This window comes from Phyllobacterium sp. RCAM01083, from assembly GCF_055685835.1.
Window position 1 is genome coordinate 281,594 of sequence record NZ_JBVFZN010000003.1, and the last position, 13,916, is coordinate 295,509.

The window sequence follows — 13,916 nt, forward strand, 5'->3', positions numbered from 1 at the left end:
TAGCCATGGACATCTCCCGCCTGATCGGGCGCGCGCATTATTCGACGCCGACGGGGATTGATCGCTTTGAACTGCAATACGCCCATTGGGCCAGGGAACGCAGTTCGCTTTTTGTCGAAATGGGGCGGAACAAACCGATTGCGATCAATGAGGGCCGTGCAGCGGGATTGATAACCGACCTGAGTGCGCGCTGGTCCGGGACGGCGCTGAGCCCGAAGCAGTCCGCCGAGCTGGAACAGATCTATGCGGCCATCGATGGACGGATCTCCTGGTGTGATATCAGGCCCGCCCCGGCCGGATCAAAGCCGGCAAAGGTGAAACAATGGGGTCTGGTCGCCGGAAAGGCCTTGCGGACCCTGTTTCCGGCCGGGCCGATGGCGCGCAACACCCCTTTCGTCCATGTCTCCCATACGAACCTCGACAGGCCTGCCGCCTTTTCATGGCTTGACGGAAAGCGCCGCAGCGGCGTTTTCTACGTCCACGACCTCATCCCCGTCACCCATCCCGAATTTGTCCGCAGGAAGGAGCCCCAGCGCCATCTGCAGCGGATGGAGACTGTGCTGCGGCATGCCGGTCTTATCCTGTGCAATTCCCAGACAACGGCACGTTCGCTGCGGTCATTTGCCGACGAACGCGGACGCGTGGCACCGCCCATGGCGATTCTGCCTCCGGGCATCGAGAACAGCTTTCGCCAGGTCCGCCGCACAGGCAGGCCCCGCACCCAAAACCCCTATTTCGTCATTGTCGGAACCATTGAACCGCGCAAAAACCACATCCTGCTCCTGCAATTGTGGCGCTGGCTCGTCGAGCGCGATGGCGACAGCGCGCCGCGCCTGGTGATCGCGGGCAAGCGCGGCTGGGAAAACGCGCAGGTCTTTGCCACGCTGGACCGGTGCCCCCAGCTGCGCAACATGGTGCTCGAAGTGCCGGATCTGGGCGATGCCGCTTTGGCCGATCTGATGTCCGGTGCCGCCGCCCTGCTCGCCCCCTCCTTCGTCGAGGGATATGGCATGCCGGTTGCCGAAGCCATGGCGACGGGAACGCCTGTCATCGCATCCGACATTCCGTCCCATAAGGAAATTGTCGGCGACCAGGCAACGCTGCTCGATCCCTGTGACGGCCTTGGCTGGCGGGCGGCAATCGAAGCGCATGCCGGCGAATACAGAAGTAAATCACGACACACTCCACAAGATTGGAGTGGACATTTTGAAGTATTGGATGAATTGTTAGCAAATGCCGTGCAAGTTGTACGGTAATAGCACGAATTTCTCCTGATGTAGCTGATACACTCCAATGAATGTGAAGGCGTCATGACGAGTTACAATGACATTATGAGTTGCTACAAATTTATTCTTGGACGCGACGCAAATGCTGAAGAGATAAATGCAATTTCCGAGAATTTACTCGATATCTCGGATATCCCGTTCGGGGAACATCGAAGAATGTTCCTGTCATCCGATGAATTTCACCATAGACACGCAGAAGTTATCTTCGGCAATTTTGTTCGAAAGAGCATCGAAGTGCTCTATGAAACAAAGCAAAAATTCAAGATTTATCTGGATTTGCGCCAATACCACATGACATTTGGCATCTTTAGCGGCCAGTATGAGAAGTTTGATATCGACATCATAAAGGCCGTGACGCCGGACAACGGCGTATTTTTCGATGTCGGCGGCAATGTCGGATATTACTCGCTGTCCGTGGCAAGCAAACCCAATTTCTCCGGCAAGGTTGTTGCTTTCGAGCCGCTCCCGCACCTGTGGAACCTGTTCAATAAATCCATCTCGGAAAACAAGCTTTCGAAAACCGTCAAAGTTCACAAACTGGCGCTTGCCGATGCTCCGGGCATCATGGAGCTCAACACTGCCGAACACACGGTCAATGCGGGCGCAACCAGCCTGATTGCCGGCTCCGGAAACACCACGTCCGAGCGCAGCACGAAGGTTGAAACGTTGGACCGCATCGCAAAAGGCCTCAAGCCGGATTCGATAAAGGTCGACATTGAAGGCGCCGAAGAATTGTTCTTCGCCGGGGCTGCCGAAACCATTACGGCATCGAAGCCGACAATGCTGGTCGAGGTCAACCGCGAGGTCCTCGCGACGCTGTCGAAAACCACTCCGGGCCGTATATTCGACCGGCTGTCCGGCTGGGGCTACGAGGTCTGGGAAGTTCTTGAAGACACGATCAGACAATTGCCGACAGGCCCTGCAACCGACACGGCTTTTCCCGCCGGACGGGTCGCCAATATCCTTGCCGTCCACCCCGACCGCAAACAGGACGTCGCGCAACGGCTGAAAGCGCTCAATCTGACACTCTGACGGGCCGCAGAATACAATTCTTTCCCCGCTTCCGCATCTTGGGCTATAGCTGCGCGAGATGGAGGAATCGGCATGCAGATCATCAACAGAGTCATGGTGGGCGAATCCCTGGTCGGCGAAGGCAATGAGGTTGCCCATATCGACCTGTTGATCGGCCCGCGCGGCAGCGCGGTGGAAACCGCGTTCTGCAACGCCCTGACCAACAACAAGGACGGTTTCACCTCGGTTCTGGCCGTCATCGAGCCGAACCTGCCCTGCAAGCCCAATACGGTGATGTACAACAAGGTCACGATCCGCGGATCCGGCCAGGCCATGCAGCTGTTCGGACCGGCGCAATCGGGTATTGCCAAGGCGGTGCGCGATTGCGTGGCGGAAGGTGTGATCCCGCTCGAGGAAGCCGACAACCTGTTTATCTGCGTCGGTGTTTTCATTCACTGGCAGGCGCGCGACGACAGCAGGATACACGATTACAACTATCAGGCGACAAAAGAGGCCATTCAGCGTGCGGTTACCGGACGGCCGACGGCAGCGGAGATACTCGGCCTGAAATCATAACCGCCGCCCGACGATCAGTGATCGCGCCTGCGATGCGATACGGGTGCGTTGGCAGGCAGGACCGGCGCGATCTGTGTCTCGCGCCTGCGCTCGATCTCGACGCCCACGCCCCCCGGCCCCAGTTCCAGCTTTTCCGCCCGCACCACCACGCGGGTGACACGCGGATTCTCCAGGATGAACGCGGCAATGCGCTCGGCCAGCGTTTCCGACAGCTCGATATGGCCGCGCGCGACGATGGCGCGAATACCGTCCATGATCAGATCATAGGACACGATGTGGCGCATGTCCTCGGGATTGCGGGTTACCCGCAGGACATCGGCGGTGACGTCGAAACGCATCTTCTGGGCAATGCCGTGCTCGAAACTGTACGCGCCGATATGAACGGGCAGGACGAAATCACGGACGAAAATCTTGTCCGTCCCAAGCCCTTCTTCGGCCGGATCGGGGAAATAGCCGCGCGCCGCCAGCAATTGATAATCGACACCGGGCGCAAGACTGTCCTGCCGCTCTGGAGGAATGAGCTCGCGGATTTGCGAAGCCGCCTCAACGTTGATCGTGCCCGCATGGGCATTCTCGAAAAATGCCTGCCTGAAACCCAGAATATCCAGCTGAAAACTGAGAAGGCGCGGAATATCCGGCGTTTCAAGCGCACCGGCGATGCCGACCAGGATCGAAAGCGCGTGGCACTCCCGGACATAGGCATCGATTCGGGCGAGCGACACATGGTTCAACAGCCGCGATCCGTTGCTCGTATCCAGCATGATCACGGCAAAGCCCTGGGACGACAGGCTGGACACGTCGGGCAACGCGCTCATCAGGTCCACATGAACGACCGCCATCCACTTTGCCGGAGCGGGCAAGTCGGGGAGGGCGTGAAGCGGCGTGGACGTTTCGACCGGAATGCCGATGAACCCAAGCCCTGCGCCCGCCAGCTCCCCGGCACGGGATGCGAGCGCCGCCTCCGGCAATGTTGCGGACAGCGCGGCCTTGCCGCGCGCGGCTTTCGCGTAGGGCTGCAACGCTTGCAGATCAGATGCCGGTACATCAATGATGTCGGCGCCGCACTGAAGGACGATGTCCGCCTCTTCAGGACTGCGGACAATGGCAAGCATCTTGGTCATGGGCAAAAACCTCCGGATGCACCATGAACTACATGTATCGGCGCATGTCCGCGCCGATCATGACGCCATGAAATGGCGTCATTGCGAAACAGGGCACCTATTTCAGTGCCAGCTTAGAACAACCTTGCCCGAGCTTCCCGAGCGCATGGCGTCGAAGCCCGCCTGGAAATCATCGATCGGCAGGCGGTGGGTGATGATCCGGCTCAGATCGAGCCCCCCTTGCACGAAGGCAATCATCTTGTACCAGGTCTCGAACATTTCCCGGCCGTAAATGCCCTTCAGGTTGAGCATCTTGAAAATGACCTTGTTCCAGTCGATCTCGAAGCCGGTCGGCGCGATGCCGAGAATGGCAATCTTGCCGCCATTGTTCATCTTGTCGATCATGTCGCGGAAGGCCGGCGCGGCGCCGGACATTTCGAGGCCGACGTCAAACCCTTCGGTCATGCCGATCTGGCGCATGACATCTGCAAGGTTTTCATTCGACGCATCGACCACGTGATCGATGCCCAGCTGTTTGGCAAGCGCAAGGCGGGACGGATTGATGTCCGTGATGACGACCTTGCGGGCGCCCGAGCGCTTGGCAACCAGCGCACCCATGATGCCGATGGGCCCGGCGCCCGTGACCAGCACGTCCTCGCCCACCAGATCGAAACTCAGCGCCGTGTGAACCGCATTGCCGAACGGATCGAAAATCGCGGCGATCTCGTCGGAAATATCGTCGGGAATCGGCACGACATTGTATTCCGGAATGCACACATATTCGCCGAACGAGCCGGGACGATGCACACCGACGCCCAGCGTGTTGCGGCAGAGATGGCCCCTGCCCGCCCGGCAGTTGCGGCAGGTGCCGCAGACAATATGCCCCTCGCCGGAAACCCGCTGCCCGACCTTGTATTTGGTGACCGCCGAGCCGATGTCGGCAATCTCGCCGCAGAACTCATGCCCGACAACCATCGGCACGGGAATCGTCGCCTGCGCCCACTGATCCCAATTGTAGATGTGAACGTCGGTGCCGCAGATCGCGGATTTTTTCACGCGGATCAGCACATCGTTGGGACCGGGCTCCGGCACGGGAACGTGTTCCATCCAGATGCCGGGTTCCGCCTTGGCCTTTACCAGTGCCTTCATCATGTTCGACATGGTGTTTTTCCTATTTGATGATGCCGAGATCACGCCCGACTTCGGCAAAGACGTCTATAGCGCGGGCGACATCTTCCGTGGTGTGGGCAGCAGACATTTGGGTGCGGATGCGCGCCTGGCCTTTCGGCACGACCGGGAAGGCAAAACCGATGACATAGACGCCCTTTTCCAGCATGCGCGCCGCCATTTCCTGCGCCAGCGATGCGTCGCCCAGCATGACGGGGATGATCGGATGATCGGCGCCGGCAAGCGTGAAGCCGAGCTTGCTCATATCCCTGCGGAAATGCGCGGCATTGGCGCTGAGGCGCGCCCGCAGGTCGGCACCCCGGTCGATCAGGTCGAAGACCTTCAGCGAGGCTGCCGCGATGACCGGCGCCAGCGTGTTGGAGAACAGATAGGGCCGCGACCGCTGGCGCAGCCAGTCGATGACTTCGGCCTTCCCGGAGGTGTAGCCGCCCGATGCCCCGCCCAGCGCCTTGCCCAGCGTGCCGGTGATGATATCGACCCGGCCTTCGACGCCGCAATGCTCGGCCGAACCGCGGCCATGCCTGCCGACAAAGCCGACCGCATGGCTGTCGTCGACCATGACCATGGCGCCGTATTTTTCGGCGAGATCGCAGACGCCGCCGAGATTGGCGATAATGCCGTCCATGGAAAAGACGCCGTCGGTGGCGATCAGCTTGAACCGGCAGCCTTCGGCTTTCTTCAGTTCTTCCTCCAGCGCCGCCATATCGTTGTTGGCATAGCGGAAGCGCTTTGCCTTCGACAGGCGCACGCCGTCAATGATCGAGGCATGGTTCAGCGCATCGGAAATGATCGCATCCTCTTCGCCCAAAAGGGTCTCGAACAGACCGCCATTGGCGTCGAAGCAGCTGGAATAGAGAATCGTGTCTTCCAGCCCGAGAAAGCTGGAGATGCGCGACTCAAGCTGCTTGTGCTCTTCCTGCGTGCCGCAGATGAAACGGACCGAAGCCATGCCATAGCCGTAACGGTCGAGTGCGGCTTTTCCGGCTTCCGCCAGCTCCGCATTGTCGGCAAGACCGAGATAATTGTTGGCGCAGAAATTCAGGACCCTGGCACCGCCGGAGACCTCGATTTGCCCGGCTTGCTTGGAGGTGATGACACGTTCGGACTTGTAAAGCCCGGACTCCTTCAAGCCTTTCAGCTCGCTCGTGAGGTGATCGATGAATTGCTGGGTCATGATCGGTATGGTGTCCTGCTGTGTTCTTCCGGCGGGGCCGTGGCGTTGGTGCAATCGGATATTCGCAGGCTGTGTCATCTCACGATCGGATGAATGTCTCAAGCCCCAGATTGAACAGCGGCCGGACGGCACCGAGAATGGCGAACTCCTCGCTTGATTTGTCCGCGATCAGAACCGGCAGTTCCAGCGTTCCGATCAGGCCTTCCGCCTGAAAGGCTTGTTCGAACGCCTGCCAGACATCCGCATTGGCAATGAACGGTCCTGTCACGATAACCCGCTTGGGAAAAAGCAGGCGGCAGACATTGGCGAGGGATCGCGCCATGAGCTCCACCCCGGTGCGCATATCTTCCATGTCGAGCAGGGGCCGCCGGGCCATTTGCCCGGCCAGCACTTCCTCGTTCTCGGACAGGGACGGCCATCGTTCGAGCATCCGGGGCAGCAGCGCCCAGAGCGACGCCGCCGTTTCAAGACAGCCATGATTGCCGCAGCCGCAGGGGCGGTCTTCCAGCAGGTTGAAACGCCAATGGCCGATTTCGCCGAATGGTCCGCCCGCACGGATGAACGGATCGCCATTCACGCTATAGGCCAGGCCGATGCCCCAGCCCCAGTGCAGGAGCAATGTATTGTCGGTGCCGTAAACCGGGTCCTGCAGCATGCGGGCATTGAGTTCGGCATCGAGGTGCCGGCAGACGAGTACCTCCGGGGTGACCGGCGCCAGCGCCGCCGCCAGGTCAAAATCACGGATCTTCGGCCAGCGCGAGGTGAGCAGCCAGGTGCGGCTTTCGACATCGACGACACCGGATACGGACACGGATGTCCCGATGTGCTGCATTCCCGCCGGACACTTGTCCGCCAGAAACGTGACCAGATCCTGCATGGCGGCCGTCATCTGGCCGCAGTCGGCGTCGGCCCGCATATCGAGACTGAGGCGTTCCAGCGTCCGGCCGCCGAAATCCACCAGCGTGCCGCGCAGGGAACGGCTCGACACGTGAATGACCGTTGCGGCGAAACGCTGCGTGTTGAGGCCGATTCGGATGGCGGGGCGGCCCCGCCCGCTTTTTTCGCCGGCCGTTTCCACCAGCAGGCCGCGCGCGATCAGGTCCCCCACCACTTTTGACGTGGTGGTCGAGGTCATGTCGAGCGCTTCGGCAATGCCGGGGCGGGAATGCTGGCCGCCGTCGGAGACAAGCGCCACGACCCGGGCGCAGTCACGCTGGTGGGCATCGTCATAATGTGTCTCGTCAACCGTCAGAATCATGCGGAAACGCCTTCGTTCTTATTTTTGAACAATATTATTCTAAAATACCTTGCAGTGCCATGGACAGCTATGCTTACAATGGCGGCTACGGTGAAAAGCATATGCAAGAAGGTTGGTAAAGCCCATGGTCGATACGCGTATTTTATCTGACAAGCAGGTCCTCGGCGCGACCGGCGCTGCGCTTGGCGCGGCGGCGATCCGCCTGGCGATTGCGCAAAAGGGCAAGGCGTCGATCATTGTCGCGACGGGCGCCAGCCAGTTCGAACTCCTGCAAAATCTCGTTGCAGCGGAGGACATTGACTGGTCGCGGGTCACGGCGTTCCATCTTGATGAATATGTCGGCATGGACATCACCCACCCCGCCAGCTTCCGCAAATATCTGAAGGAGCGGTTCGTTGCGCCGCTCGGTGGCAATGTAACGTTTCATCCGGTCAATGCCGAGGGCAATCCGCAGGCCGAAGCAAAGCGGCTCAGCGCGGTGATCGCCGAACACGATATCGATGTCTGCTTTGCCGGTATCGGCGAAAACTGCCATCTGGCCTTCAACGATCCGCCCGCCGATTTCGATACGGAAGAGCCCTATATCGTGGTGACGCTGGACGAGGCATGCCGCAGGCAGCAGATGGGTGAAGGCTGGTTCCCGTCGCTGGACGCCGTGCCTGAGCAGGCCATTTCGATGAGCATCCGGCAAATCCTCAAGAGCCGCCTCATCATCCTTTCCGTGCCCGACGCGCGCAAGGCGCAGGCCGTCAAGGACGCATTGGAAGGTCCGGTCGACCCACGTCATCCCGCCTCGATCGTCCAGACCCATCCGCAGACAATCCTGCTGCTCGATCCGGACTCGGCGTCGAAACTGTCATGATCACATCTGGCCTCGTCGATATCCAGGTCAACGGGTTTGCCGGGGTGGATTTCAACGCCGCCAGCCTGACGCCGGAGGCGTTGGACCTCGCCTTGGAGGCCATGCTGGCAACGGGCGTCACCACCTGCCTGCCGACGATCATCACCGCCTATCCCGATGAACTGGAGGCGCGCTTCACCGCGCTCGACCGCTGCGTCAACGCCAGCCGTCTCGGCCCGATGATGTGCCCGGGATACCATCTGGAGGGGCCGTTTCTCAATCCGGCGCAGGGCTTTTCCGGGTGCCATCCCGCACAGGCCATGACATCGGCGGATCCCGCGCTGGTCACGCGTCTGCAAGACGCGATCAAGCGGCCGATTCTTCTCGTGACTGTCGCGCCTGAGATATCCGGCGGCCTCGATTTCATCCGGGCCATGGCGGCACGGGATATTCTGGTTGCAATCGGCCATTCCGCTGCGGATTTCGCCATGGTGGAGGCCGCGGCGCTGGCCGGGGCAAGCCTGTCGACGCATCTCGGCAACGGCCTGCCGCAGATCATGCCCAAGCTCGACAATCCGCTCTTTGCCCAGCTTGGCGAAGACCGGCTGCTGGCGACCTTCATTGCCGATGGTATTCATCTTCCACCCAAGGCGCTGAAATCGCTGATGCGGGCCAAGGGTTTCGAACGCTGCGCCCTGGTGACCGACGCTGTCGCCGCAGCCGCCGTTCCCGCAGGCACCTATGATTTCGCCGGCATGCGTATCGAGCGCACCGCAGACGGCACCGTGCGCCTGCCCGGAACGACGGGGCTGGCCGGATCGTCCCTTTGTCTCGATGACGGGGTGCGCAACCTTGTCCGTTGGGGCATCGCGTCCTTCGAACAGGCCGTTGAAATGGCATCGACGCGATTGCTGGTTGCACTGGCACCGGCCCTGCGCGCCCGCAACATCACCCTGCCGCATGCGGAAATCGACTGGTTGGACAGCATGTCCATCCGCAGCGTCCGCATCGGCGACGAGATCAGAAATTGCAACTGAAACATCCAAGAACAATAAAGGGGAATGCAAATGGGAAATGACCAGTTTCGAATGAGCCGCCGGGCGCTGCTGGGCGGCATGACCGCATCGGCAATGGCGGGCGCGATGCCCGCCTGGGCCAAGACGCCCGCTCTGCCCTCCGCGCCTGTCGTGATCACCGTGATGGACGTGGGCGGTGCGCTGGCGCTGATCCAGCCCGCATTCGAGGAATATGCCAAGACCTATCCGGAACGGGCATCGCGGATCATCTTCACCAAGGCGCCGGTGACGGAGCTCGCCGGCAAGCTCAAGGCGCAGCAGAGCGCGGGCCGCGTCGATATCGATATCGTTCTGACCGGCAGCGACGGATTGGCGGCCGGGCTTGCCAATGAAACATGGCTGAAAATCCTGCCGGATTTCGCCGACAAGTTTCCGGGAATCGAGGAAAACTACGAACCCGCCGCGCTCGCCCTGCACAAGGCGCAGGGCGACGGCTACGGTGTCGTCGTCAACTACTACCCCTCGGGCCCGCTGATCGAATATGATCCGGAACGGGTCAAAAAGGTCCCGACCAGCGCGGAAGAACTTCTGGCCTATGCCAAGGAAAACCCCGGCCGCTTCATGTATGCCCGCCCGACCAATTCCGGTCCCGGCCGCACCTTCATGATGGGGCTGCCCTATATTCTCGGCGACAAGGACCCGCAGGACCCGGTCAATGGCTGGGACAAGACCTGGGCCTATCTCGCCGATCTCGGCCAGTATATCGACTATTACCCCGCTGGAACCGGCGCGACGATGAAGGAATTCGGCGAAGGATCGCGCGACATCATCATCAGCACCACCGGCTGGGACATCAATCCGCGCGCGCTCGGCATCGTACCCGAAACGGCAAAGATCGGCACCCTCAAGGGTTTCCACTGGGTTTCCGACGCCTTCTTCATGTGCATGCCCAAGGGCATCGCCGACGACAAGGCGGCTGTCATCCTCGACCTGATGGCCTTCCTGCTCACCCCCAAGGCGCAGGCCTATTCCTATGACGAGGGCTATCTCTATCCGGGTCCGGCGGTGAAGAACGTGCCGCTGTCCATGGCACCGCAGCACAGCCAGGACGTGATCAAGCAGTTCGGCCGGGAGGAATATGCCGGGCTGATCGCCAACAACCCGATCGAACTGCCGCTGAAGCCGGACAAGATGGTCATCGCCTTCCGCAAATGGGACGAACTGGTCGGTTCCAAGAAAGCGAAGTAAGGGCCTACTGCACCTGAACCAGGTGTCCCGCCGAAACTTCATTGTATTGCCGCACAGGCACAATGAAGTCCGGCGTGCGCACCGGGCTCTTGATCTCGTCATTGGAGACCGGCCGCTTGATGCCACGCCGCGACGGATCGGGCACCGGCACGGCTGAAATGAGCTTGCGCGTATAGGGATGCTGCGGGTTCTCGAAAATGGCTTCGCGCGATCCGATCTCGACGATCTCACCGAGATACATCACCGCGATGCGATGGCTGACCCGTTCCACCACGGCGATATCGTGCGAGATGAAGAGATAGGCAAGGTTGAGGCTCGCCTGCAGATCGAGCAAAAGGTTGATGACCTGCGCCTTGATCGACACGTCCAGCGCCGAGACGGATTCATCGGCGACGATCAGTTTCGGATCGAGTGCGAGTGCGCGGGCAATGCACACGCGCTGCCTTTGACCGCCGGAAAATTCATGCGGATAGCGGCTTGCCATATCCGCAGTCAGCCCGACCCGCTCGAGGAGATCGGCGACACGCTCTTTTGCCTGCGCGCGCGTTCCCAGCTTGTGTTCGAGATAGGGTTCGGCAATCGCCGCGCCGACGGTGATGCGCGGGTTGAGACTGGCGAACGGATCCTGAAAGATCATCTGCATGGTGCGGCGCATATCGCGCAGCCGCTTCGGCTCCATGGTCAGCACGTCTTCCCCGTTCAGCAGCACCTCGCCGCTGAGCGGCTGCACCAGACGCATGATGGAGCGTCCGGTCGTCGACTTGCCGCAACCGGATTCACCGACGAGCGACAGGGTCTCGCCCGGCTGCAGGGTGAAGGACAGATTCTCCACCGCATGCACGCGGCCTTCCAGTTGTCCGAACATCCCCGAGTGAATATTGAAGCGGGTGGTGAGGTTCTTCACCTCGAGCAATGGCTTTACCTGCGATTTGACGGTGTCGGCGGCCTCGACAGGCACGTCCGACGTGCCGGTTGCCCGGTCCACCACCGGAAACCGCAACGGACGCTTATGTCCCTTCATCGAGCCGAGAATGGGAACAGCGGAAAGAAGCGAGCGGGTATAGGGATGCTGCGGGCGGGCAAAGATGTCCTCGGTCCTGCCGGTTTCCACCGCCTCGCCATTATACATGACGACGGTGCGGTCGGCGATCTCGGCGACCACGCCCATATCGTGGGTGATGAAGAGGACGGATGTGCCCTCCTCTTCCTGCAGCAGCTTGATCAGATCAAGAATCTGGCCCTGGATCGTCACGTCAAGCGCCGTCGTCGGCTCATCCGCGATCAGCAGCTTCGGCTTGCTGGCCAGCGCCATGGCAATCATCACGCGCTGGCGCATGCCGCCGGAGAAGCGGTGCGGATATTCGTCGAAGCGCGATTGCGCGGCGGGAATGCGCACCTTCTCCAGAAGCCGGATCGTTTCGGCCTTGGCCTCCGCCCGTGACATGGCGGAATGGCAGAGCAGGGCTTCGCTGATCTGCTGGCCCACGGTGAACAGCGGATTGAGCGAGGTCATCGGCTCCTGAAAGATCATGGCGACGTCATTGCCCCGCACCGCCCGCATCTGGCTCTCGGGAAGCGCAAGAATGTCCTTGCCGTCCAGCATGATGCGGCCTTCGATGCGGCTCTTGTCCTTCTGCAACAGCCGCATGATGGACAGCGATGTCACACTCTTGCCCGAACCGGATTCGCCGACGATGGCCACCGTCTCCCCCGGCGCCACGTCGAACGAGACATTGCGCACGACCGGCCGCCATCTGCCGTCGGACTGGAAGGATGTCGTCAGATTGGCGACCGACAGGACCGGCGCGGGGGCATTGCCCCTGTTGCCGGGATGGGAAGGCTGACGATTGTCCATGAGTACAAATCCTTTCCGTTGGCAGGTGGCGATGCGCCGCTCAGTCGGGCCAGCGCATGAGACCGGCCATGCGGCGCGCGTAGCGGTTTTCAACCGGGGTCGAGATGATCGCGTTGGACGCGCGCGCCTTGCCGAGCTCTTCCGTCAGACGGCTGGCCACAATGGTTTCTTCTCCCGGATGCAGATTGCACGGGTCCATATAGAAGTAGCCGTGTTCGACCTCGTGGTCCCGGACGATCACCGGGGGCGCGCCCTGTGCCAGTGCATCGGCGAGATCCCAGGCGGAGATATGGGCGGCCTGCGGTTCGATGGTGACGCGCAGGCGGTCGAGCGGGTTGTGTGTCGGATCGGGCTCGATGACTGCCGTGACGCCCGGCTTGCCTGCAAGCGTCTGCTGCCAGAGGTTGAGATAGCCGGTTTCCCGCTCGCGGATACCCGCATGGTCGCGCTTTTCCCAGGCTTCCAGCGCAGCGATGGTTCCAAGGATGCTCTCCTTGCCCACTTTCATGCCGCGGCCGATGCCCATGTTCTGCAGGAAGGTGTTGCGGACGAAATCCTTGGCGCCGGCGACGATGCCGCCGGTCGGACCGCCCAAAAACTTGTGTGCGGAATAGAGCGCGATGTCGGCCCCCTGCTCCAGAAAGATCTTCAGATCATATTCGGACGCCGCATCGACGATGACAGGCACGCCGCGGGCGTGGCAGACTTCGGCAAATTTCTGCAGGGCAACGAGGCCGTACTGAACCGTGTGATGCGAGACAACAAAGACTGCTGCGGCGGTGCGCTCGTTGATTGCCCCATCGAGATGATAGGGGTAGCAGGATGTCGCCTGACCGACCAGGACGGCCTTGGCACCGGCCAGCCGGATACCCTGATCGACCGGCGCGCCATAGCTGACCACGTGGCCCATCTGGATGATGACTTCGTCCTTCAATCCCGTGGTGTCGGGCAGGCGCTCGATGGCGGCAAGATCGTTCCCGGTCATGGCCGCTGCTACAGCAAGACTGATGCCGGCGGAGCAGGACGCCGTGACAAAACCGGCCTCGCCGCCGGTCAGCCGGGCAATCACCGGGCTCGCCTTCTTCTGCAGGTCGTTGACCTCGACGAACTGCGGAAGGATGCCCGTCATGGCGGCGACCGCTTGCGGAACCACGATCGACGCCCCCAGCGAGGTCATCGTACCGGACACGTTGATAACGGGTCGCAACCCGAGCGTTTCGCGAATATCGTCGGGGTTGTGAGAGTCTGTCATGCTAATCTCCTCGAAATGTTGCCGCTTGCAACACATTCCATTTTCTAGGCATATATGCCATTATAATGTAATAAACTGTTTGAACATCAATCGAGCCTGCCAGGAGCCTGA

12 protein-coding genes are annotated in these 13,916 nt (G+C 60.9%); 6 read left to right on the top strand and 6 right to left on the bottom strand.

The features are described from left to right. Nucleotides 1-5: 5 nt before the first annotated feature. From ACZ25R_RS02870 to fae, 3 genes are all read left to right on the top strand, one after another. Nucleotides 6-1,256 carry a glycosyltransferase family 4 protein gene (locus ACZ25R_RS02870; RefSeq protein WP_472459982.1) on the top strand — a complete coding sequence of 417 codons (1,251 nt, stop codon included), beginning with the start codon at nt 6-8 and terminating at the stop codon, nt 1,254-1,256. A gap of 264 nt (nt 1,257-1,520) precedes the next feature. Further along, nucleotides 1,521-2,318, top strand: coding sequence for an FkbM family methyltransferase (locus tag ACZ25R_RS02875; RefSeq protein ID WP_472459983.1), 798 nt, complete (start codon nt 1,521-1,523; stop codon nt 2,316-2,318). A gap of 72 nt (nt 2,319-2,390) precedes the next feature. Continuing rightward, nucleotides 2,391-2,873: a formaldehyde-activating enzyme gene (fae, locus tag ACZ25R_RS02880; protein ID WP_223614787.1), complete on the top strand. Its 483-nt coding sequence runs from the start codon at nt 2,391-2,393 to the stop codon at nt 2,871-2,873. A gap of 14 nt (nt 2,874-2,887) precedes the next feature. Here the strand turns inward: fae and ACZ25R_RS02885 are convergent, their stop codons facing one another. From ACZ25R_RS02885 to ACZ25R_RS02900, 4 genes are all read right to left on the bottom strand, one after another. Then, on the bottom strand, nt 2,888-3,994 hold the full coding sequence (locus tag ACZ25R_RS02885) for a (5-formylfuran-3-yl)methyl phosphate synthase (protein ID WP_472459984.1): 1,107 nt from the start codon (nt 3,992-3,994) through the stop codon (nt 2,888-2,890). A 102-nt stretch (nt 3,995-4,096) separates the two neighbouring features. After that, nucleotides 4,097-5,134, bottom strand: a complete 1,038-nt coding sequence (gene tdh, locus ACZ25R_RS02890; protein ID WP_472459985.1) for an L-threonine 3-dehydrogenase — start codon at nt 5,132-5,134, stop codon at nt 4,097-4,099. Between the two features lie 10 nt (nt 5,135-5,144). Beyond that, nucleotides 5,145-6,335, bottom strand: coding sequence for a glycine C-acetyltransferase (locus ACZ25R_RS02895; RefSeq protein WP_472459986.1), 1,191 nt, complete (start codon nt 6,333-6,335; stop codon nt 5,145-5,147). Nucleotides 6,336-6,414: 79 nt separating this feature from the next. After that, nucleotides 6,415-7,593: an ROK family protein gene (locus ACZ25R_RS02900; protein ID WP_472459987.1), complete on the bottom strand. Its 1,179-nt coding sequence runs from the start codon at nt 7,591-7,593 to the stop codon at nt 6,415-6,417. Nucleotides 7,594-7,717: 124 nt separating this feature from the next. On the opposite strand from ACZ25R_RS02900, the gene ACZ25R_RS02905 reads away from it, so the two are divergent. The 3 genes from ACZ25R_RS02905 to ACZ25R_RS02915 are packed head-to-tail and all read left to right on the top strand — an operon-like array spanning nt 7,718 to nt 10,698. After that, complete coding sequence (locus ACZ25R_RS02905) at nt 7,718-8,455, top strand: glucosamine-6-phosphate deaminase (protein WP_472459988.1); 738 nt, start codon at nt 7,718-7,720, stop codon at nt 8,453-8,455. Continuing rightward, entirely contained in the window at nt 8,452-9,471 is a 1,020-nt protein-coding gene (locus tag ACZ25R_RS02910; RefSeq protein WP_472459989.1) for an amidohydrolase family protein, read from the top strand. Before ACZ25R_RS02905 ends, ACZ25R_RS02910 begins: the two co-directional genes overlap by 4 nt. Before the next feature lie 30 nt (nt 9,472-9,501). Continuing rightward, nucleotides 9,502-10,698, top strand: coding sequence for an ABC transporter substrate-binding protein (locus ACZ25R_RS02915; RefSeq protein WP_472459990.1), 1,197 nt, complete (start codon nt 9,502-9,504; stop codon nt 10,696-10,698). A gap of 4 nt (nt 10,699-10,702) precedes the next feature. On the opposite strand, the gene ACZ25R_RS02920 is transcribed toward ACZ25R_RS02915, so the two are convergent. Together ACZ25R_RS02920 and ACZ25R_RS02925 are read right to left on the bottom strand one after the other, a co-directional pair. Next, nucleotides 10,703-12,553, bottom strand: coding sequence for an ABC transporter ATP-binding protein (locus ACZ25R_RS02920; RefSeq protein WP_464664474.1), 1,851 nt, complete (start codon nt 12,551-12,553; stop codon nt 10,703-10,705). A gap of 40 nt (nt 12,554-12,593) precedes the next feature. After that, nucleotides 12,594-13,805, bottom strand: coding sequence for an aminotransferase class V-fold PLP-dependent enzyme (locus tag ACZ25R_RS02925; RefSeq protein ID WP_472459991.1), 1,212 nt, complete (start codon nt 13,803-13,805; stop codon nt 12,594-12,596). Nucleotides 13,806-13,916 lie beyond the last annotated feature (111 nt).

What these genes read in the sequence shown, in the direction of transcription:
- ACZ25R_RS02870 (WP_472459982.1), top strand. Translation starts at nt 6, where the DNA reads ATGGACATCTCCCGCCTGATCGGGCGCGCGCATTATTCGACGCCGACG.
- fae (WP_223614787.1), top strand. Translation starts at nt 2,391, where the DNA reads ATGCAGATCATCAACAGAGTCATGGTGGGCGAATCCCTGGTCGGCGAA.
- tdh (WP_472459985.1), bottom strand. Translation starts at nt 5,134, where the DNA reads ATGTCGAACATGATGAAGGCACTGGTAAAGGCCAAGGCGGAACCCGGC.
- ACZ25R_RS02925 (WP_472459991.1), bottom strand. Translation starts at nt 13,805, where the DNA reads ATGACAGACTCTCACAACCCCGACGATATTCGCGAAACGCTCGGGTTG.
- ACZ25R_RS02905 (WP_472459988.1), top strand. Translation starts at nt 7,718, where the DNA reads ATGGTCGATACGCGTATTTTATCTGACAAGCAGGTCCTCGGCGCGACC.
- ACZ25R_RS02900 (WP_472459987.1), bottom strand. Translation starts at nt 7,593, where the DNA reads ATGATTCTGACGGTTGACGAGACACATTATGACGATGCCCACCAGCGT.
- ACZ25R_RS02895 (WP_472459986.1), bottom strand. Translation starts at nt 6,335, where the DNA reads ATGACCCAGCAATTCATCGATCACCTCACGAGCGAGCTGAAAGGCTTG.
- ACZ25R_RS02885 (WP_472459984.1), bottom strand. Translation starts at nt 3,994, where the DNA reads ATGACCAAGATGCTTGCCATTGTCCGCAGTCCTGAAGAGGCGGACATC.
- ACZ25R_RS02910 (WP_472459989.1), top strand. Translation starts at nt 8,452, where the DNA reads ATGATCACATCTGGCCTCGTCGATATCCAGGTCAACGGGTTTGCCGGG.
- ACZ25R_RS02920 (WP_464664474.1), bottom strand. Translation starts at nt 12,553, where the DNA reads ATGGACAATCGTCAGCCTTCCCATCCCGGCAACAGGGGCAATGCCCCC.
- ACZ25R_RS02915 (WP_472459990.1), top strand. Translation starts at nt 9,502, where the DNA reads ATGGGAAATGACCAGTTTCGAATGAGCCGCCGGGCGCTGCTGGGCGGC.